This is a genomic window from Hydrotalea sp. GW822-HT8A01 (assembly GCF_058798575.1).
Genome location: NZ_CM179506.1, coordinates 206,642 through 226,804, shown reverse-complemented (window position 1 = coordinate 226,804; position 20,163 = coordinate 206,642). Strand labels below are relative to the sequence as shown.

General features: G+C 35.9%; 18 protein-coding genes. 15 read left to right on the top strand and 3 right to left on the bottom strand.

The window, feature by feature from the left end; genetic code table 11:
• Positions 1–314: 314 nt before the first annotated feature.
• The 8 genes from AC3QLY_RS00990 (at position 315) to AC3QLY_RS00955 (ending at position 7,275) form a co-directional block, all read left to right on the top strand.
• Positions 315–1,196: a MotA/TolQ/ExbB proton channel family protein gene (locus tag AC3QLY_RS00990; RefSeq protein WP_068243068.1), complete on the top strand. Its 882-nt coding sequence runs from the start codon at positions 315–317 to the stop codon at positions 1,194–1,196.
• A 61-nt stretch (positions 1,197–1,257) separates the two neighbouring features.
• Positions 1,258–1,908 (top strand): biopolymer transporter ExbD, encoded by a 651-nt coding sequence (locus tag AC3QLY_RS00985; RefSeq protein ID WP_074421071.1) that lies wholly within the window; start codon positions 1,258–1,260, stop codon positions 1,906–1,908.
• Between the two features lie 48 nt (positions 1,909–1,956).
• A complete protein-coding gene (locus AC3QLY_RS00980) occupies positions 1,957–2,514 on the top strand; it encodes an ExbD/TolR family protein (protein ID WP_074421072.1) in 558 nt (185 codons plus the stop codon).
• Positions 2,515–2,570: 56 nt separating this feature from the next.
• Positions 2,571–3,398 (top strand): energy transducer TonB, encoded by an 828-nt coding sequence (locus AC3QLY_RS00975; protein WP_068243076.1) that lies wholly within the window; start codon positions 2,571–2,573, stop codon positions 3,396–3,398.
• Positions 3,399–3,520: 122 nt separating this feature from the next.
• Positions 3,521–4,915: a tRNA uridine-5-carboxymethylaminomethyl(34) synthesis GTPase MnmE gene (gene mnmE / locus AC3QLY_RS00970; RefSeq protein ID WP_074421073.1), complete on the top strand. Its 1,395-nt coding sequence runs from the start codon at positions 3,521–3,523 to the stop codon at positions 4,913–4,915.
• A gap of 346 nt (positions 4,916–5,261) precedes the next feature.
• A complete protein-coding gene (locus tag AC3QLY_RS00965) occupies positions 5,262–5,549 on the top strand; it encodes a helix-turn-helix transcriptional regulator (protein ID WP_179855940.1) in 288 nt (95 codons plus the stop codon).
• 11 nt (positions 5,550–5,560) lie between these two features.
• On the top strand, positions 5,561–6,703 hold the full coding sequence (locus AC3QLY_RS00960) for a site-specific integrase (RefSeq protein WP_074421075.1): 1,143 nt from the start codon (positions 5,561–5,563) through the stop codon (positions 6,701–6,703).
• A gap of 11 nt (positions 6,704–6,714) precedes the next feature.
• A complete protein-coding gene (locus tag AC3QLY_RS00955; RefSeq protein WP_074421076.1) occupies positions 6,715–7,275 on the top strand; it encodes an ORF6N domain-containing protein in 561 nt (186 codons plus the stop codon).
• A 155-nt stretch (positions 7,276–7,430) separates the two neighbouring features.
• Here the strand turns inward: AC3QLY_RS00955 and AC3QLY_RS00950 are convergent, their stop codons facing one another.
• Together AC3QLY_RS00950 and AC3QLY_RS00945 are read right to left on the bottom strand one after the other, a co-directional pair.
• Positions 7,431–8,234, bottom strand: coding sequence for a nucleotidyl transferase AbiEii/AbiGii toxin family protein (locus AC3QLY_RS00950; protein WP_074421077.1), 804 nt, complete (start codon positions 8,232–8,234; stop codon positions 7,431–7,433).
• Positions 8,231–9,052 carry a type IV toxin-antitoxin system AbiEi family antitoxin domain-containing protein gene (locus AC3QLY_RS00945; RefSeq protein WP_074420586.1) on the bottom strand — a complete coding sequence of 274 codons (822 nt, stop codon included), beginning with the start codon at positions 9,050–9,052 and terminating at the stop codon, positions 8,231–8,233. Before AC3QLY_RS00945 ends, AC3QLY_RS00950 begins: the two co-directional genes overlap by 4 nt.
• Positions 9,053–10,429: 1,377 nt before the next feature.
• Between AC3QLY_RS00945 and AC3QLY_RS00940 the strand changes: the two genes are divergently transcribed.
• From AC3QLY_RS00940 to AC3QLY_RS00915, 6 genes are all read left to right on the top strand, one after another.
• Positions 10,430–11,869 carry a hypothetical protein gene (locus AC3QLY_RS00940; RefSeq protein ID WP_074420264.1) on the top strand — a complete coding sequence of 480 codons (1,440 nt, stop codon included), beginning with the start codon at positions 10,430–10,432 and terminating at the stop codon, positions 11,867–11,869.
• A gap of 482 nt (positions 11,870–12,351) precedes the next feature.
• A complete protein-coding gene (gene arsB, locus AC3QLY_RS00935; protein ID WP_074418463.1) occupies positions 12,352–13,443 on the top strand; it encodes an ACR3 family arsenite efflux transporter in 1,092 nt (363 codons plus the stop codon).
• Positions 13,444–13,540: 97 nt separating this feature from the next.
• Positions 13,541–14,245 carry a uracil-DNA glycosylase family protein gene (locus tag AC3QLY_RS00930; protein WP_074418464.1) on the top strand — a complete coding sequence of 235 codons (705 nt, stop codon included), beginning with the start codon at positions 13,541–13,543 and terminating at the stop codon, positions 14,243–14,245.
• A 190-nt stretch (positions 14,246–14,435) separates the two neighbouring features.
• Entirely contained in the window at positions 14,436–17,207 is a 2,772-nt protein-coding gene (gene acnA, locus AC3QLY_RS00925) for an aconitate hydratase AcnA (protein ID WP_074419490.1), read from the top strand.
• Positions 17,208–17,361: 154 nt separating this feature from the next.
• Entirely contained in the window at positions 17,362–17,712 is a 351-nt protein-coding gene (locus AC3QLY_RS00920) for a DUF488 domain-containing protein (protein ID WP_074419489.1), read from the top strand.
• Position 17,713: 1 nt separating this feature from the next.
• On the top strand, positions 17,714–18,193 hold the full coding sequence (locus AC3QLY_RS00915) for a transposase (RefSeq protein ID WP_081298683.1): 480 nt from the start codon (positions 17,714–17,716) through the stop codon (positions 18,191–18,193).
• 238 nt (positions 18,194–18,431) lie between these two features.
• On the opposite strand, the gene AC3QLY_RS00910 is transcribed toward AC3QLY_RS00915, so the two are convergent.
• Positions 18,432–18,740 (bottom strand): RNA recognition motif domain-containing protein, encoded by a 309-nt coding sequence (locus AC3QLY_RS00910; RefSeq protein WP_288073094.1) that lies wholly within the window; start codon positions 18,738–18,740, stop codon positions 18,432–18,434.
• 164 nt (positions 18,741–18,904) lie between these two features.
• Between AC3QLY_RS00910 and AC3QLY_RS00905 the strand changes: the two genes are divergently transcribed.
• Positions 18,905–20,158 (top strand): YaiO family outer membrane beta-barrel protein, encoded by a 1,254-nt coding sequence (locus tag AC3QLY_RS00905; RefSeq protein WP_492990296.1) that lies wholly within the window; start codon positions 18,905–18,907, stop codon positions 20,156–20,158.
• Positions 20,159–20,163: the final 5 nt, after the last annotated feature.

The following is a 20,163-nucleotide window of genomic DNA, read 5'->3' as shown; positions in this document are numbered from 1 at the left end:
TAAAATTTTAATGAATGAAGATAACAAGAGGGCTTGAAAAAAAAGGTGTTTTTTATAATTTTTGATGAGTGGTTTAAAAACGGCTTTTTCAGGTTTAATTTTATAAAACAAACCCATTGAAGCAGATTTTGGTTAATTCTTTAAAAAAAATAATGGCACTTATTGAAAAACTAATTTGCAGCATTAATGAAAATAACTATTTTACAGGCCTCTAAAAAAATTTGAAACATTGTTTTGTTTTTTCAAAATAATTTTCAGTAGAATTGTAAAATCTTTTTAACACTGTAATTTAAAAACCAAAAAACAATTGAACCATGGCGGACATTAAACCCACAGCTTCAGCTTCTGCTGCTAAACCGGCAACAGCACAACACCCTAAAAGAAAAGGTAATTCTATTTCATGGATTGCGCCTGTAATTTGTGTTATTGTAGGATATTCTTTTTGGCGTTTTTATCTGGGCGCACCAGATCATTTTTCTCTTCCTGATACTGATCCAAGCCATTGGTTTTGGCCTGGTCATAAAGGACCAAAATCAACCGTTCCTATTGCAAAAATGTATGAAGGCGGTATTATCGTGCCTTTATTAATCGGAACTTTTTTAACTGTATTAACTTTTGTGGTTGAAAGATTTTTAACTGTTACCAAATCAACCGGAAAAGGCAGCATTCAGGAATTTATTCGTAAAGTACAATTTCACTTAGCCAATAAAGATGTTGATAAAGCACTAGCAGAATGCGATAAACAACAAGGTTCTGTTGGTAATGTTATGAAAGCCGGCTTACGCAGGTACAAAGAAATGATTACCAATACAGAATTGGATACTGAACAAAAAATTCTGAATATTCAAAAGGAAATTGAAGAAGCAACTGCTTTGGAATTACCTATGTTGGAAAAAAACTTAGTATTCCTATCAACCATTGCTTCTGTAGCAACTTTGTTAGGTCTGTTAGGTACGGTATTAGGTATGATTAAAGCGTTCTCTTCTCTTGGTGAAGAAGGTGCCGGTGGTGATGCTGCCCGTGAATTATCTGTGGGTATTTCTGAAGCCTTGTTCAATACCGCTTTGGGTATCGGTACTTCAGCCATTGCCATCATTTTCTACAATATCTTCACCACTAAAATTGATGGTATTACTTATGGTATTGACGAGTCTGGCTTTACATTAACACAAAGTTTTGCTGCAAACTATAAATAATAAGTTTGTGGAAAAATTGGAAATCGGAATCTCATTAGTGAATTAATGTAAAATCAGTAAAATGGCAAGACCAAAGTTACCACGAAAAAGCACGAATGTAGACATGACTGCTATGTGCGATGTGGCATTTTTGTTGCTGACTTTCTTCATATTGGCAACAAAATTTAAACCACCTGAAGCTATTGAAATTGTAACACCTAAGTCGGTTGCTTCTAAAGTTGCACCATCCAAAGATGTTGTATTGGTAAGTGTAGACAGAGACGGTAAAGTATTTTTTTCAGTAGAAGATCCGGATGCCAAAAAATACATTGCCAATGCCATCAACAATACCAAGAATTTGGGAATTGATGTAAATGCTTTTGTAAATGCACAGTTCATCGGTGTTCCTTTCAGTCAGTTAAAAGCATTTTTAGCTTTGCCTGAAGCAGATCGCAAAGCCAATGCACTTCCCGGTATTCCGGTGGATACTACAAAAGGGGCCAATGAAATGATAGATTGGATGCGTTATGCAGTAGATGCTTACCAGGGTAAAAAAATGAACCTGTTGTTGAAAGGCGATAATAAATCGAAATATCCTTCAATAGAGGGTGTGATTAATGCCTTTAAAAAAACAGATCAGTTAAAATTTGAAATGGTAACCAATCCCGAAGCAGTTCCAACCGGAAGTGAATTATGGAAATTGGCACAGAAAGGACAAAGAACCGAAGAATAAAACCTATATAGTTTAACCCAATTTTGTTCACTCTAAAATTATCCTGTTATGGCAGAAATGGATACCTCCTCGGGCGGGGGGCATAAGAAAGGCCCGGGCGTCAAGAAAGGTAAAAAAATGTCTACTCGTGTAGACTTAACGCCAATGGTTGACTTAGGGTTTCTATTAATTACCTTCTTCATCTTTACCACTACCATGAGCCAGCCAACGGCCATGAAGCTCTTTTTACCAAAAGATGCAGATAAGCCCGATGAGCAAAATAAAATTAAAGAGTCAGGTGCGCTCACCATTTTATTAGGCGGCGATAATACCGTTTTTTATTATGAAGGTGAATTGGCCCCCAATGGAACTAATTTTAAATCGGCTAACTATAGTAATGGTGATGAGGGTATTAGAGCAGAAATTTTAAGAAAAAAAGCAAGCACACCTGAAAAAGATTTAATGGTCGTGATTAAACCATCACCACAGTGTACTTATAAAAACGTTGTAGATGCATTGGATGAAATGTCTATTAATGTCATTAAAAGGTATGCGTTGGTGGATATATCACCGGTAGAAGAGCAGTTGGTTCAAAAATCGCAGACTGCTGCCGCAACCGGAAATTAATTCAGACAAGGTGTGAAAATAATTAGAAACCGCATCTCATTTTAAAGTTTATTATCATGGACGCAAAACAAGTAATGAATGCCGATTTCCTCGACATCATATTCGATGGTAGAAACAAAGAATATGGGGCATACGAATTGCGCAAAACCTATAACAAGCGAATCATTACCGGTGTAATTTTTATGCTTGCTTTTACTGCGCTGTTCTTACTGCTTACGGTGTTAGGAAATTCAACCAAAAAGGCTAAAACACAAATACTGGTGCAGGATGTTTCCCTGGCAAATGTTACCGACAAACCCAAGGAACCACCTCCACCTCCACCACCACCACCACCCAAAGTGGAACCACCCAAAGTGGAAATTACCAAATTTACCCCTCCTAAAATTGTAAAAGATGAGCAGGTGAAAGAACCACCTCCGGAAGTTGCAAAATTAGAAGACACTAAAATTGGAACCATTAATCAGGAAGGTGCAAAAGATATGGGAATTGTAGCCCCTGTTGTTGAAAACAAAGGTACCGGTGTGGTGGAAGCACCCAAACAACAGGAAGATTACGACAAAATTTTTACCGTAGTACAAATTCAGGCCGAATTTCCCGGTGGATTGGCTGCATGGCAAAAATATCTGGAACGTAATTTAAACAGTAGTGTACCTGTTGATAATGGGGCGCCTCCCGGTAAATACACTGTTGTTGTAAGTTTTATTGTAGATAAAACCGGCGCATTAAGCGATATTAAAGCTGAAAACGATCCCGGTTATGGTACAAAAGAAGAAGCCATTCGTGTATTGAAAAAAAGCCCTAACTGGAAACCTGCTGTTCAAAATGGTAGAAATGTAATTTATCGCCAACGTCAAAGTATCACTTTTGTAGTGGCAGATGAATAAATAAATATACCTCAATTTAATTTTTTAAAAAACCTGCAGATGAAAATTTGCAGGTTTTTTTATTCTCCGGCACTGATAATTTTATAATGATTTAATTTGTATCCCATCTTCATTAACATTGTATGCAACATCAGTTGAATTATAATACTACCATTGTAGCTTTGGCTACACCGCCAGGGTCTGGTGCAATTGGCATTATCCGATTAAGTGGAACGAATGCAATTGCTATAGCGAATAAAATTTTTAACGGCAAAGATTTATCACTACAACAAGGGTATACCGCTCATTTTGGAGAAATTACAGATGGAGTCAATACTATTGATAAGGTATTAATCACCCTTTTTAAAGGGCCTAAAAGTTATACAGGAGAAGATATTGTTGAAATTAGTTGCCATGGTTCTTCTTTTATTTTAGAGTCTGTTATACAATTGTGTGTAAAAAATGGTGCTACTCCTGCCATGCCGGGGGAGTTCACACAACGTGCCTTCTTAAATGGGAAAATGGACCTAACGCAGGCAGAAGCCGTAGCTGATTTGATTGCCAGTAATGCGGCGGCGGCGCACAAAGCAGCATTGCATAACTTAAAAGGAGGCTTCAGGCATGTATTAGATGATATGCGGCAGCAACTCATTCATTTCAGCGCATTAATTGAATTGGAGTTAGATTTTAGTCAGGAAGATGTAGCTTTTGCCGATAGAAGTGCATTAATTGATTTGCTGAATCAACTTAGTACAAAAACCCAACAGTTATTGCGTTCATTTACCCTTGGAAATGTGATTAAAAATGGTGTAAAAGTTGCCATTGTGGGTAAGCCCAATGCCGGCAAAAGTACATTGTTAAATGTGCTTTTAAATGAAGAGCGAGCTATTGTAAGCGCCATTGCTGGCACAACCCGTGATACGGTAGAGGAAACTTTAAATATTCAGGGTGTTTTGTTTAAATTAATTGATACGGCCGGTATACGCCAGCATACTACCGATGAAATTGAAGCCATCGGTATAGCACGTAGCAGAAAGGCTATAGAACAGGCCGATATTGTTTTATTTATTTTTGACGTGAATGATCCCGTTAATGAAGTCCTGATTCAAATAGACCAATGGAATCTTTTAAAACATCAATGCATTGCCGTTGGTAATAAGTGCGATGTATCAACTACCAATGTTCAATTATTACAGCAAAAATTTTCAAATATTCCAATTCAAAACATACACTATATTTCTGCACTGCAACAAAACGGAATAGAAAATTTAAAAACATTACTTTTTAATATGGCAACGGGTGGTTCATTAGATTTTGAGCACACCATTGTTACCAATGCCCGTCATTTCGCAGCTTTACAGGAATTGGCCAACGCGTTACACGAAGTAAAACAGGGATTAGAACAAAATATTCCCGGCGATTTATTGGCATTGGATATACGGCGTTGTTTGCACTTTCTTGGAGTGATTACCGGTAAAATTGAAACCGATAGAGATATTCTTAGAACTATTTTTGGAAAATTCTGTATCGGAAAGTAACCCACACAAAACAACCAAACACAAAACCTATAAAAATCAACATAAATCCCTGTAAATAAGGGCTTTTTTAATGTTTATTAATATACGTTTTTTTTCTTTGTTATTTGTTTATTTATCAAATATTTGTACCTTAGTTGTACCTTGATGTACAAAAACCGATTTTTCGGCTTTTTTTGTACCTCAAAAGGTAAAATAACTTTACACTTTTATACACTTTTTTATAAAACAATACACTATTAATTAAAAAGCAGGTAAAATGAGTAGTAGCAATTTCAAAATTTTAAAGCAGTGTACCAATTGCGGAAATATGTTTGAAGCACAGCGAATTACAACAAAATACTGTTCTATGAAATGTAATGCTGCACATTATAAATTAAAGAAACGGCAGGAAATAAAAGGGAAGGCTGAAAGTGAAATCATACATACCAAAAATTTTAAACCGATTATTCCGGCTTTAAAAGTAGCAGCGGTAAAAGATAAGGAGTTTTTAAGTGTTAGGGAAGTTGCTTTTTTGTTTGGTTGCAGTAGACCAACAATTTATTCATTAATAAAAAGCGGCAAGGTTAAAACATTCAATCTGCATAAAAAGAAAACAATGTTTAAGCGTTCTACTATTGATAAACTGTTTGATTAATATAAAAGACAATGGCAATAAAAGTTAAGTTAAGAGAAAAGAAAATTTCAGGGAACAGGCAAAGCCTGTATTTAGATTTTTACCCAGCCATACCACACCCCGAAACAGGTGAACCAACCCGAAGGGAATTTTTAGGGCTGTACCTTTTTGACAAGGCAAAGAATCCTATTGATAAGCAAGGCAATAAAGAAACCTTACAGCTTGCTGAACAGATAAGGCAGAAACGGGAAAACCATTTGAACAAACCCGAAATTTACACGGGGTACGAACTGGAACAGAAAAGAATTAAGGAACGGGGCGAACAGAACTTTGTTGCCTATTTTAAAAGCCTTGCCGACAAACGCAAAGCCAGTAACCACGATAACTGGGTTTCAGCATATAGTTACCTTGAAACATTCACAAAGGGAAATTTGAAGTTTGTCGACCTCAACGAAAAGTTTTGCAATGAGTTCAAAGAGTATTTACTCACTACCAAAAGCAATAAGAGCAGCAAAACAACCCTTGCCCAAAATTCAGCCGTTTCCTATTTCAATAAACTAAAAGCAACCCTGAAACAAGCTTATAAAGACGGGTATTTAACCACCGACCTGAACGCAAAAATTGAACCCATAAAACAAGCAGAAACCCGAAGGAATTTTTTGACCATTGAGGAACTGAACAGTCTTGTAAAAACGGAATGTAATAACCCTTTATTGAAATGTGCAGCCCTGTTTTCAGCCCTTACCGGGTTGAGGTTTTCGGATATTCAAAAGCTGGTTTGGGGCGAAATATACCACAGCGTAGAAAATGGTTATTCAATTCAGTTCACCCAACAAAAAACAAAAGGGGTTGAGGTATTACCTATTTCAAAACAAGCTTACAGCTTACTGGGTGAACCCAAAGAACCCACCCGCAAAGTATTTGAAGGGCTTACCTATTCAGCATACGAAAACAAACACCTGTACCAATGGATTGGAGCAGCAGGAATAACAAAGGATATAACCTTTCATTGTTTCAGGCATACGTTTGCCACCTTGCAACTATCAAAGGGAACAGATATTTACACCGTTTCAAAAATGCTGGGACACCGTGAACTGAAAACTACACAGATTTACGCAAAGATTATAGACCAAACAAAACGTGAAGCAGCCGACAAAATAAAATTGGACTTCTAAAAACTTACAATATGCAAATAATACAAACCATACAAAACAGGATTTACGAAATACGAGGCGAAAGGGTAATGTTAGACAGGGATTTAGCAGCCCTTTATGAAACCGAAACTAAAGCCTTAAACCTTGCTGTAAAGCGTAATATTAAGCGTTTTCCACAAGATTTTATGTTTCAGCTTACCCAACAGGAATGGGAAAGTTTGAGGTTTCAAATTGAAACCTTAGAGAAACAACAGCACCCTTTGAGGTTGCAAAATGAAACCTCAAAAGGCAGGGGCGGTACAAGGTATTTACCCTATGCCTTTACCGAACAGGGAGTTGCTATGTTAAGCGGTGTATTAAACAGCGACCGGGCAATAAACATGAATATTGCCATTATGCGGGCTTTTGTAGAAGTGCGAAGGGTGCTATTACAGCAAACAGATATAAAAGAGCAGTTGCGTTTGATAAAGGAACAAATTGCCGAACACGATGTACAACTAAGCCAAATTTATGACAGCATAGAAAACCTGTTAGATGATAAAGCAGCACAAAGAAAGTGGGAGGATAGGGAAAGGATAGGCTTTAAAAAATAATAAAACTTAAAGAATAAAAGACAAATGGCAAATTCAAAAATTCTTTCACTTATTCATTATGATGTCGGTTTTGCTTTGACTGAATTGCAAAATCAACTAAAAAATAACCAATTGGAGTTGCTACTTATTCTGTTCTATTTCGTGACTGTTCATTACTAAAATTTCAATTTTTTAAGGTGTCGTTGCACTTCTCTTTCCACTTGGTCAAAGTCGGGCAGGTCTTTTATTTGTTCGCTCATGGAGCTTTTCCACCTGCCTTTATATTGAGGTAATCTTTCTTCCAATTTTTTCGGAAAATCTGTGTGCTGTAAATCCTTGCTTTTGCATTTGGCTTCAAATTCACTTACACAAAAATCTGCATCCATTTCATGTTTTTCCAAGAGATACCAGATGTCGTAAAAATCTCTCGCTTGCATTCGCTGCATTACCGATCGCATTTTTTCAACTAACACTTCTTCCAAACTATAACATAAAAGTTTGTGTTCTTCCATGTCGGAATAGCTAATTATAACATTCTGTATTACAGGTTCAAACACCAATTGCTCACTGCGAGAAATATCTACTTTGACTTTTTTGTTTTGGCCTTGGCCACCAAGTGGACCTATGTAGCTGATGTAAAAGTTGATGCCTCCATCTACGTGTTCATTATTGTCAATGATTTCGAGGGGAATATTTGCTTCCTCTTTTATGAATTCAAATACTTCCTCAAACCAGGAGAAAACCTGATCATTGCTTATTTCGTTATTCAACAGGGTAAAATCCAAATCTTCTGAAAAACGATACTCTTCAAAATATACTTTCTTTAAAACGGTACCTCCTTTGAAAATGATTGCCTTCGATAGTTGATCATGTTTAGCAATACCAAACAGAATCCATGAAAGAATGTAATCCTTTTCAATCTGCTGGTCACGCACACCAACCGCATTTGCCTTTTGCTGTATTTCTCCGGGTTTAATCATGTGTAAATGGCAGATTTAATAGTTTCCGTTTCTAAATTTTGTTGAATACTCCAACGGCTTATTCGCTTTCCTGTTTTGGGCAATTCGGTATCAAGCACCACATACGAAGCGGTTTTCATTTGTTGTAATTCCTGAATAATATGGGTGTCTATGTCTAATGTTTCTAAAAGAAAGCCCAATCGTTTTATCACCGCTTGGGAATCAAATTTCTTGGCGTATTCAAGAAGTGTATCGTATTTTATTTTGTCTTTTGAAGTGTAGATTGCCCTTGATACTTCAACAATTCCACCTGCATAATCGGGTTTAAACAAACAGTCAATAAAAGTTTTCTCTAAGTCAGAACAAAGCACCTTATTGAAACTGTCAACCCAGATTTTTTTTGCACCAAAAAAATGTTTCTCGTTGTGATAGATAAATTGAAAAGGGACTTCTTTGATTTTTATTTCCGATGGTCGTATTTGTTTTGATACAACGATTTGTTCTTTTAATGACGGCTGTGTAATGAGGTTATGTATTTGCAAAGCGGAATAATAGCCAATGTAATGTTTGGCATCATTCACTAAATGCTCTGCTATCAAATGCCAGTCAGGCATAAAAGTTTCTGCATTTTGCTCATAAGGGATGATGTAATAAACGCCTTCTTTCAATCGCATCAATAATCCTCTCTTTGTCATGTCGCTGAGTAACTCCCTCACGGCACTTGCTTTAGAGTCGGGCAAGGCTTTGTATGCCAAAGAATAGTCAAAGCAATTCCTGTTCTGTCCGTTGAAATAGAATAGAAGTTCGTTGGATTGCGTTGAAATGTATTTATTCTTCATAGTAACAATGTCAGGATAAACCTGACTGCAATGATACGAAAGATAATTGAGTTAATTGTTTCAATTTGTCAAAAAAATTATTGTTTATAGTGTCTTGTGAAGCAGTCAGGATAAACCTGACAAAATAGATTTCTAAAACAAGTCTACAAGAAAACATAAACAATAAAAGGATGGAAAGTTTACAATTTTCCAAACTCGGAAGTAAAAGGCTTTAACCCCTCAAAAGTGAGTTTCCTGAAAGTTTTGTACCTTATTTGTACCTTGAAAGTATTGTATTTTCATAAAGCCTTGTAAATAAAATGTTTCAGCCAGTTAGTTACTTTCTGTATCGGAAAGTAACTGTACAAAATAAGCTCCTTTACCAATGGATTCAAGCCACGGAGATAAAAAAGAAATATAACCTTTCATTTATACAGCTCCGTATTTCCCCGATAGTGTATGTATTGCCACAGGCGGAAACTATGGTTGTAAATGGACGGATAAAGATAAATGCAGCGTATACAAGGGCGTACAGTAATACTTTATTCAGATATTGATGCCCATGACGACTGGGAGCGTAAAGCCGAAATATTAAGAAGTTACGGGCTTAATGTCCAGGTTTCACAACTTATAAAAAACCATGCTTTAAAGTATGCTGAACAATACGGAATTGATTACAGCGATTAGTAAAAGAGAAATACGATTTAAGGGGAATTATCTTGTCCTATCATATGATTATAGTAATAAGGCTACACCTGATGAGCTATGCAGGTTTATTGGAATTTATAAAAGACACCTATAAAGCCTGGAGAAAAACGTACAACGCATCCTTTGCATTTTCTCCATAAAACAATGGGGTACTACCCCAAATTTTGAAACAATCATTTTTTAGCCTGTAATCCTTTGAAGCAAAGAATTACAGCGGCTTTTAAGTTAAGTTTTGTCGGACAATAATGATTTAAAATCAATTTAAACATAAGAATTTTTTTAATTAATAAAAATGTAAAATTAATGTAATATGAAAACTACCATCTATTACATTCACATTGCCAATTTCATAATTATCTAACAACAACAAATTTTTAGAATCTCCTCTCCATAGTCACTTATAGAAATAAATCCATTCGAAAAAGACCAACTTTTCTCCAGAGTTAATGAAATGGGCTGAAAGTGAAAACCTCCTTTATCATCCCTGGCAAATACTCTTGTAACATTGTTTTCTTTAATAACCCTTTACAGTTCTGCAGTAATTTCAAGAAGAAGTGGCGCTGCAACAATATCCCGGAAGGAGATAGCGTTTTATTCCATGAGATAACCAGTGTTATAAATGCCTGCATATCTTATCCGGTAAAGAAATGCAGGCATTCGTTTTTAACTTATTTTAGCCACCCATCCAATATGAATTGCCCACGGTATAAAATACTATTACTTTTTTTAGGATTGATATTGCATCAATCTGTTCAATCGCAGAATTACCATGCGCTCAACGGTTCAAAATATGCAGGCGTTTTTGGTATGTATAATAATCCTGCAAGTACAGTTAATGCGCCAATGAAATGGGACCTGAATGTATTTTCGTTACAGGGAACAACCACCAATTCATTGATTGCATTCAATCATTTTTCGTTATCCAATTTTGATAGCACAACCGTTAATATAACTGAAGGAAAAAGAAGCCGTTTTTTTAATGCAGCGATTGATATGAATATCCTGAACCTGCGTTTTGCCATTGGCAGGAATAAGGCCATTGCTTTTGGTTTAAGGGGCAGAACCTACAACCATGTAAAAACCAGTACATTTACCACATACGACAGCATTACCTCTTTTAGCGGTTTTTTACATGCCAATACCAATACTGATTACCTGAGTGGCTTTGCAACACATGCGGGATGGATAGAAGGCGATATCAATTATTCGCAGGTATGGATTGATGATGCCCGGCACCGGGTATCCGGCGGCATTACATTAGGAATTATGAGGGGTTTATCGGGCGCCTTCAGCCAGCTAAATAAACTAACCTATCGGGAATATCCTGATGCACAAAATAATTATTACCAAATTATAACCGGGGGAACTGCCACAGCCGAATATTCAAAAAATTATGACCTTGCAGATACCAATACTATTACAGCAGCAGCTATTAAATCTTTTTTAAAAAATACCCGAACAGCATTCAGCTTAAGTTTAGGCATGGAATATTTAATTAAAAAAGATGAAATTGACGAAACAAAACCAGGGTATGAAACTGATTATAACTGGAAGATTGGCGTAAGCATCATGGATATTGGCGCTAACACATTTGATCCAGCCGGCGGTTCATTTTATGCAGGTATCCCGAAAACAAATATTACGGCAGACCGCTTACGGCAACAGTTCCTTAACGCAACTTCATTAAAAAAATTAAGGGACTCTTTGTTACAAACAATGAACCTGGTTGATACTCTTTCATCTGAGTTCAGCATTACAATACCTACCCGCTTATTGATATCGGTTGATAAAAACCTAAACAATAATTTTTACATCAACGGGCAACTGAATGTAAATTTTTATTCTGCAGAACCCTATAATAAAATTAAAACAAGGGAATTAAACTTAGTAACCATAACACCCCGGTGGGAAACGAGAACATGGGGCGTTTATTTACCTGTTCAATATAATGCACAGGGCCAGCTATGGGCAGGCGCTGCTTTAAAAGCAGGGCCATTGCTAATAGGTATTCATAATGTAGGTTGGTTATTTGGAAAAATGCAGCAATTAAATGGTGGGGGATATATTGCCCTGCATTTTACACCGGCTCCTAAAAAAATAAAAACAAGATTGGATTGCCCTGTAGAGTAAACAGTAACCTGGCTTTATATCCCTACCTTTTCTACGAATAAATGAGTTTGGTATTGTTGCTTGCTAAAAAATTTAAAGAATAACGTGTTGTACTATTAAATAAGTTTCAAACTAATAAGGATTTTTAATAGCAGAGCACCTTAAATTTAAGGTATGATAAGCACAGACAACACAGAAAATGGAGCGAAACAGAGAAGCTCCAAATTATCCAGGAAGCGGAATAAAATGGATTAATGGAAATGCCCCGCTAATACAATGTAGAATTTATTTTATTTAAATGGTGATAAAGTAAATGTGATTTTAGCAGATTTTGAATTTCATATTTAAAAATTTTATCATTCATATATTACTTTTTGCGAATAATATTATTTACCCTCATTTAGTAAACCTCCATAATTTATTTCAACAATTGCAAAATCATAAAAATATCGTAATATTGCGATTGAATTACTAAAATTTATTCCAATCAAGAAAGTTTAGTTATGGCAGCAAATAATTGCGCTCCTGCACAAGAAAGAAAACATTTGAGTTTTTTAGACAGATACTTAACATTGTGGATATTTCTGGCGATGGCAGTCGGTGTATCTATTGGCTATTTTTTTCCTTCATCCGCTAATTTTATAAATTCATTTTCATCAGGTACCACCAATATTCCGTTGGCTATCGGTTTAATATTAATGATGTACCCGCCATTTACCAAAGTAAAATACGACAAGTTAAAAGAGGTATTTAAAAATACAAGGGTATTAAGTGTGTCACTTTTTTTGAATTGGATTATTGGGCCTTTTTTGATGTTTTTTCTTGCCATTATTTTTTTGCACAATTATCCTGCTTACATGACAGGGCTCATTTTAATTGGATTGGCTCGTTGTATTGCGATGGTGATAGTATGGAATGAATTAGCAGAAGGCAACAGGGAATATGCAGCTGGATTGGTAGCACTGAACAGTATTTTTCAGGTATTGTTGTATAGTGTATATGCTTACTTTTTTATTACTATTTTACCACCTCTTTTTGGATTTTCAGGCAATACAGTCAATATTACCATTAAACATATTGCAGAAAGTGTTGCCATCTATTTAGGAATTCCTTTTGTTGCCGGGTTTTTAACCCGCTATTTTTTATTGAAAGCTAAAGGCGAAGAGTGGTATAAAAATAAGTTTATACCTTTTGTTTCACCTATTACCTTAATTGCACTTTTATTTACCATTGTGGTGATGTTTGGTTTAAAGGGTGAATTGATTGTTCAGATTCCTTATGATGTGCTGCGTATAGCATTACCTCTGGTTATTTATTTTGCCATTATGTTTTTGGTGAGTTTCTTTATCGGGAAAAAGATGGGTGCAGATTATTCGGTGAATGCATCTATTGCTTTTACTGCTGCCGGTAACAATTTTGAATTAGCCATTGCTGTAGCAATTGGTGTATTTGGCATCAATAGTGGGGAAGCATTTGCCGGCGTAATTGGCCCGCTGGTTGAAGTGCCAGCTTTAATTACATTGGTAAATGTTGCATTCTGGATACGCGATAAATGGTATGCACCTAAAGTTACTGATGCGCAGGAGCCGGAATAAGTATAAAATTTCATTCCTTTCATTATTTTAAGGTTTCGCTATGGGTTCAAACAATAACTTTATTGTTTGGTTTGAATGCTGTGAAGCTAATATGGTAATGAAAAAAACTTTTGCAGATAGCGTTATTCGTTTTAACAAAGAACTATCATTAAATATTCCTTTGCCTAAAACCATTGTTGCAATGAACCCCTTTCAAAATAATGGGGGTGCTATTCAGTTAATGAAAAGTTTTTACAAGAAGTTTTACGATGATCGAAAGAAACGTTTTTTTATCATCGGTATTAACCCGGGCCGTTTTGGTGCTGCAGTTACCGGTGTTCCTTTTACTGATACCAAACGGTTAACTATTGCATGTGGTATACCTTGTAAAGGTAAAGAAACACATGAACCTTCTTCTGTTTTTATTTATGATATGATTCAGGCTTTTGGAGGTACACAGGTATTTTATCAACACTTTTATATCAATTCCATTGTTCCGCTGGGTTTTTCAAAACAAACAAGTGCAAATAAATTCGTGAATTTCAATTATTATGATGACAAAGATTTGCAAACAGCATTAAACCCATTTATACTTCAATCATTGCAGCAACAAATTCATTTTGGCATTTATACCCATACTGCTTTTTGTTTGGGAAGCGGTAAAAATTATAAGTACATTCAACAATTAAACAAGGAGTTCAATTTCTTTCAAAAAATTATACCGTTAGAGCATCCCCGATTTATTATGCAGTACAGGCAAAAACAAAAACAACTGTATGTTGAAAAGTATGTACAAACTTTCTATGAAACATTATTATTTTAAGTATTTCAGGTAATTTTTATCTTCCCTTTAAAATAAATTGTTTCCTTCCTTCCATTAAAATGAAGTAAATTTATATGCCATTTTACTGCAATAACATTTGAGTGGCATAGCTGTACAAATTCACACAGTTTTTATTTGTTCTTGCTTATTATGCTTGCATACTTTATTTCTTCACCATAAAATTTTCCGTATGAAGAACGATTTTTTAAGCATCACAAAAACACTTCAAACAGCTAAAGGTAGTTTTGCATACTATAGCCTTCCTGAATTAGAACGTAAAGGATATGCTGTAAGTAAAATGCCTTTCTCAATTAGAATATTATTAGAAAATGCACTTCGAAATTTTGACGATTTTGCTGTTACCAAAGAAAATGTAGAAACCATATTAAATTGGAAACCTCAAGCATCAGATAAAGATATTCCATTTAAACCGGCAAGAGTATTGATGCAGGATTTTACAGGTGTTCCTGCCGTTGTTGATATTGCATCATTACGGACAGCCGTTGCTGAAAAAGGTAAAAATCCCGATATCATAAATCCTTTAATACCTGTTGATTTGGTGATAGATCATTCAGTACAGGTTGATTATTTTGGAACTGCTTATGCATACGATAAAAATATGCAGGAAGAATATGTTAGAAATGAAGAACGCTATCGCTTCTTAAAATGGGCGCAACATGCATTTAATAACTTTAGTGTAGTACCTCCCGGAATGGGTATTTGCCACCAGGTGAATTTGGAATATTTATCCAAAGGTATAATAGAACGCGATGGAGTAATCTTTCCCGATACATTAGTAGGTACTGATAGTCATACACCTATGGTAAATGGAATTGGAGTGTTAGCCTGGGGTGTTGGTGGCATTGAAGCGGAAGCTGCTTTATTGGGGCAACCAGTTTATTTTATTATGCCGGAAGTAATTGGATTGCAATTAACCGGAAAGCTTCCCGTGGGTACAACAGCAACAGATATGGTATTAACCATTGCTGCATTATTAAGAAAATATGGCGTTGTTGGAAAATTTGTTGAAGTGTTTGGCGATGGGCTGGATCATTTAACTGTGCCCGATCGTGCTACAATTGGAAATATGTCTCCTGAGTTTGGTTGCACAATAACTTTCTTTCCAATAGATGCAAAAACTATTGAATACATGCGCGAAAGCAATCGTTCTCCTGAACAATTGGCCTTGGTAGAAAATTATTGTAAGGCCAATTTATTATGGAGAACAGGCAATGAGCATATAGAATATACCGATGTAATTACACTCGATCTGTCTACCGTTGAGCCTACTGTATCCGGCCCCAAACGACCGCAGGATAAAATACTTTTAAAAGATTTTAAAAAAACATTTGTTCAACTTTTAAAAGCGAATTATGGACGAGCCTACATCACAGCCAATGAACAATTCATTGATAAATGGAAGGCAGAAGGTGGTAGCCAGCTGATGCATGAACCAAAATCTGCCGAAACAAATGTAGTTGAAGTGTTGGTTGAAAATGGTATGAAAAAAGTATGGGTTAGTTTGGGAGAAGAAAAGTTTATGCTGAATGATGGTGCAGTAGTAATAGCTGCCATCACTTCCTGTACCAATACCTCTAATCCTTATGTGATGATTGGTGCCGGCTTGGTAGCACGTAAAGCAAGAGCCCTGGGTATTGATGTGAAACCCTGGGTAAAAACTTCATTGGCACCGGGTTCAAAAGTAGTAACAGATTATTTGAAAAAGGCTGATTTGCTGGGCGATTTGGAAGCTTTGCAATTTCATGTAGTAGGATATGGTTGCACTTCTTGCATCGGCAACTCAGGACCGTTACCTTTTCATATTGCAAAAGCAGTTGAACAAAACGATTTGGTGGTAGCATCTGTTTTATCTGGTAACCGAAATTTTGAAGCGCGAATACATCCACAAATAAAAATGAATTTTCTCATGTCGCCTATGTTGGTAGTGGTATATGCATTGGCCGGCAGAGTGGATGTTGATTTACTGAACGAACCAATTAGTTTCGACAGAAATCTGGAACCCGTTTATTTAAAAGATATTTGGCCAACAAATGAAGAAATTCAAACAGTGATGCGTCAGGTATTATCACCCAATGATTTTGAAAAAAATTATCAAACTATTTTTGAGGGAAATAGTATTTGGCAAAATCTACCAGTAGCAAAAGAAAAATTATATGAATGGAGTACCGACTCCACATATATTAAAGAAGCCCCTTTTTTTAAGGATCTTCCCAATGAGCCTGCACCATTTCAAAATATTGAACATGCTCGTGTATTATTAATGTTGGGCGATAGTATTACTACCGACCATATTTCACCTGCGGGATCATTCTCAGAATCTTCTGCTGCAGGAAAGTATTTATTAAGCAAAGGAGTACAAAAATCCGATTTTAATTCATACGGTTCACGCAGAGGAAATGATGAAGTAATGGTTCGTGGAACTTTTGCCAATGTTCGAATAAAAAATAAAATTGCCAACAGAGAGGGTGGCTATTCCGTTTATTTGCCCACAAGAGAAGAAATGTTGGTATATGATGTTGCGATGAAATATAAGGAACAACAAACGCCTTTGTTGGTTTTGGCAGGAAAGGAATATGGTAGTGGCTCATCAAGAGACTGGGCTGCAAAGGGTACTTTTTTATTGGGTATTAGAGCAGTGCTGGCAGAAAGTTATGAACGCATTCATCGAAGCAATTTAGTTGGAATGGGCGTTTTGCCTTTACAATATCTGGATGGAGCCACCGCCGAAAGTATTGGATTAACTGGGAAAGAAACTTTTAATATTATGGGTATTGATCAATCTTTAACTCCACTAAAACAATTAACCGTTTCGGCAATCAAAGAAGATGGTACTGCTACTCAATTTAATGTACTGGCCAGATTAGATTCTGAAATTGAAGTTGAATATTACAGGCATGGAGGTATTCTTCAATATGTTTTAAGGCAGTTTTTGAAACAATAATTGATCTTCTATTTAGTGTAGTTACCTTTTTTCGTTTCAACAATTCAAATGTTGATGGGTATGTATAAATTTGGATTAAAGTTATAAACAATACAATAGTTTATTTGATCATTGGATGAAGTAATAATATAGTTTTTTTCATAAACATGAATTCATGAAAAAAAATTTATCCCTAAAAAGAGTATACGATCCACCTGAAGACTCAGATGGATTGCGTGTTCTGGTAGATCGGGTTTGGCCTAGAGGGTTAACGAAAGAAAAAGCAAAGATTGATGTATGGTTGAAAGACATTGCACCAAGTACCGAATTGCGCAAATGGTTTGCACATGATGTTGCAAAGTGGAAAGTATTTCATGAAAAATACACTACTGAATTGTTACATAATAAACCGGCTGTAGAAGAGTTAAGAAAATTACTGTCAAAACAAAATATTACACTTGTTTTTGGTGCAAAAGATGTTTTACACAACCAGGCTGTGGTTATAAAAGAATTCATGAGTAAATAATATCGATTCATCACTAACGCATAATAGCAAAAACTATTTTAGTTATAAGAACCATGTTAATGCCGATAGCACAACCAAACTCATTACCGGCTACAAAGTTACTACCGCCAATATACAGGATAGTGAACAGATGGATGAATTATTAAATAAGAAAGAAGATGGCGGTCAACCCCTTTATGCCGACAGTGCTTACCGCAATAAAGCCATAGAACAGATATGCCACCGGAAAAATATAGAAAGTTGCATCCATGAAAGAGGTTACCGGGGCAAGCCGCTGACAAAGCGGCAACAGCAACGTAATAAAAAGAAATCAGCCATCAGAGCCAGGATAGAACACATTTTTGGTTTTATGACCAATAGTATGAATGAAATGTATTTACGGTACAGGAACTTTATAAGAAACCAGGCGGCCATCGGGTTAATGAACCAGACCTACAACCTGTTCAGGCTGGTTCAACTGAAAGTAGAACTAAGAAGTTGATGGGATAGCTGTACCTATCCCCTAAAAAAAAGGGCATAAAAAGATAAACCGGGATGAAAAACATCCCGGCAATGAAACCACAAAAAAGATTATCAAACCAAACTGCATCAAAAATCATTCTTTGAAATATTGCTAACAAAAAATGGGTTATTATAAATACACCTATGTGTAAAACAAACTGAGCTCTAAAAAAATAGATGCCGACAATATGACCGACATCTATTCAAAAATTAATTTTTTAGTATCTTCTTCCCGGAGGTCTGTTATTAAAAGGTCTGCCACCACCGCTATTATTGTTGCTTCGGCCATTATCTTCCGCTTGAGTAACAGCAATTTTTTTGCCCAGCATTTTTACGCCGTTCAGCAGCTCAATGGTTTCTTTGGCTTCTGCATCATTGGGCATTTCAACAAAACCAAACCCTTTGCTTTTTCCGGTTTGTTTATCTTTGATAACAATGGCTGAGCGCACATCGCCATATAATTCAAACATCTCCTTTAAATCGGTTTCATCAATATCGCCGGGTAATCCCCCAATAAAAAGCTTCATACAAACTGTTTAACGTTCAACTGCAAAAATAATCAATCAAACGGCTAATTAATAATAATCTTTTTTAAAGTTAACAGCTTATCCCGTTTTACAAAAAAAATTGCATTTCAGTGCTTAAAATGCACTGCTGATACTACCTTTACAGGTATTTTAACACCTACCCCATGCAGTGTAATAAGTATTTATGGCTAATATCTCTGCTATTTTTTACTACTACTATCTACTCTCAAGCAAATTTGTCAAGTGATAGTTTACTTATTTTAGCTCGTAATGCTGCTTTCCGGCAGCATAATTATGCATTGGCAAAACAATACTTGCAGCAGGGTATTCAGCAAAGCCCGGGTTATACTGATTTATGGGTATTTATGGGCAGAATAAACAGTTGGGAAAAAAATTATGACAGTGCGGCTTATTTTTTTGAAAATGCCTTGCAGAAAAATCCTGGCTATGAAGATGCTTCATTAGGATATGCTACAATGTTATTTTGGAATAATGCTTATCCAAAAGCATTGGCTATATGTAACACTGGTTTGCAATTTCATCCGGAATCAGCATCCTTGCTGTTGTTAAAATCAAGGATTTTTGTAGCGCAACAAAACTATGATAGTGCTTATTTCACTATTCAAAAACTGATTCATTTTAGAAATGAAATGGCTGCTGCAAGGGCGTTGGCCGCATCTATTAAATCATTACTCTCAAAAAATCAGATAGATCTGAGTTATGATTTTGTATATTTTGATCAACAATTTAACAACCCCTGGCATTTGGCTAGTGTTGATTATGGAAGGACAACCTCGTTGGGATTAATCACCGGAAGAGTAAATTATGCCAATAGGTTCAACGAAAATGCCTTGCAATTTGAAGTAGAATCTTATCCGCATATTTCAAAAATATTTTACAGCTATATCAATGCTGGTTATACGGGAAATAATAACGGGGTATTTCCTCAATGGCGTGGTGCATTTTCATTATATGCTAATTTGCCAAAAAGTTATGAAGCAGAAATGGGGCTACGCTATTTACAGTTTGGTAATAGTCCAACTTGGTTATATACTGCCTATGCCGGCAAGTATTATAAAAACTGGCTTTTTGGGGCAAGAGCTTATATTATTCCGTCTAATTATACTTCCAAAGCCGGTGTTTCTTATAGCGCAATGGCGCGTTACTATTTTGGCGGAGCTTATGACTTTATTGGCATTTCTGCCGGTTATGGTATTTCGCCAGATGACAGGTATAATGCAGTTTTATTAGATAATAGGGCTAATCTGGTTGCTTATAAAGCGGGCTTGTTATACCGGAAAACTATTGGGAAAATGAATGTATTGTCGATTGATGCTAATTGGGTAAATCAGGAATATTTACCCAAAATCAAAGGTAATCAATATCAGGTAGGAGTAGCCTGGATGTTTAGGTTTTAGATACA

Excerpts from the sequence above, each read along its gene's own strand:
- AC3QLY_RS00990 (WP_068243068.1), top strand. The coding sequence starts at position 315 with ATGGCGGACATTAAACCCACAGCTTCAGCTTCTGCTGCTAAACCGGCA.
- AC3QLY_RS00985 (WP_074421071.1), top strand. The coding sequence starts at position 1,258 with ATGGCAAGACCAAAGTTACCACGAAAAAGCACGAATGTAGACATGACT.
- AC3QLY_RS00980 (WP_074421072.1), top strand. The coding sequence starts at position 1,957 with ATGGCAGAAATGGATACCTCCTCGGGCGGGGGGCATAAGAAAGGCCCG.
- AC3QLY_RS00975 (WP_068243076.1), top strand. The coding sequence starts at position 2,571 with ATGGACGCAAAACAAGTAATGAATGCCGATTTCCTCGACATCATATTC.
- mnmE (WP_074421073.1), top strand. The coding sequence starts at position 3,521 with ATGCAACATCAGTTGAATTATAATACTACCATTGTAGCTTTGGCTACA.
- AC3QLY_RS00965 (WP_179855940.1), top strand. The coding sequence starts at position 5,262 with ATGAAATGTAATGCTGCACATTATAAATTAAAGAAACGGCAGGAAATA.
- AC3QLY_RS00960 (WP_074421075.1), top strand. The coding sequence starts at position 5,561 with ATGGCAATAAAAGTTAAGTTAAGAGAAAAGAAAATTTCAGGGAACAGG.
- AC3QLY_RS00955 (WP_074421076.1), top strand. The coding sequence starts at position 6,715 with ATGCAAATAATACAAACCATACAAAACAGGATTTACGAAATACGAGGC.
- AC3QLY_RS00950 (WP_074421077.1), bottom strand. The coding sequence starts at position 8,234 with ATGATTAAACCCGGAGAAATACAGCAAAAGGCAAATGCGGTTGGTGTG.
- AC3QLY_RS00945 (WP_074420586.1), bottom strand. The coding sequence starts at position 9,052 with ATGAAGAATAAATACATTTCAACGCAATCCAACGAACTTCTATTCTAT.
- AC3QLY_RS00940 (WP_074420264.1), top strand. The coding sequence starts at position 10,430 with ATGAATTGCCCACGGTATAAAATACTATTACTTTTTTTAGGATTGATA.
- arsB (WP_074418463.1), top strand. The coding sequence starts at position 12,352 with ATGGCAGCAAATAATTGCGCTCCTGCACAAGAAAGAAAACATTTGAGT.
- AC3QLY_RS00930 (WP_074418464.1), top strand. The coding sequence starts at position 13,541 with ATGAAAAAAACTTTTGCAGATAGCGTTATTCGTTTTAACAAAGAACTA.
- acnA (WP_074419490.1), top strand. The coding sequence starts at position 14,436 with ATGAAGAACGATTTTTTAAGCATCACAAAAACACTTCAAACAGCTAAA.
- AC3QLY_RS00920 (WP_074419489.1), top strand. The coding sequence starts at position 17,362 with ATGAAAAAAAATTTATCCCTAAAAAGAGTATACGATCCACCTGAAGAC.
- AC3QLY_RS00910 (WP_288073094.1), bottom strand. The coding sequence starts at position 18,740 with ATGAAGCTTTTTATTGGGGGATTACCCGGCGATATTGATGAAACCGAT.
- AC3QLY_RS00905 (WP_492990296.1), top strand. The coding sequence starts at position 18,905 with ATGCAGTGTAATAAGTATTTATGGCTAATATCTCTGCTATTTTTTACT.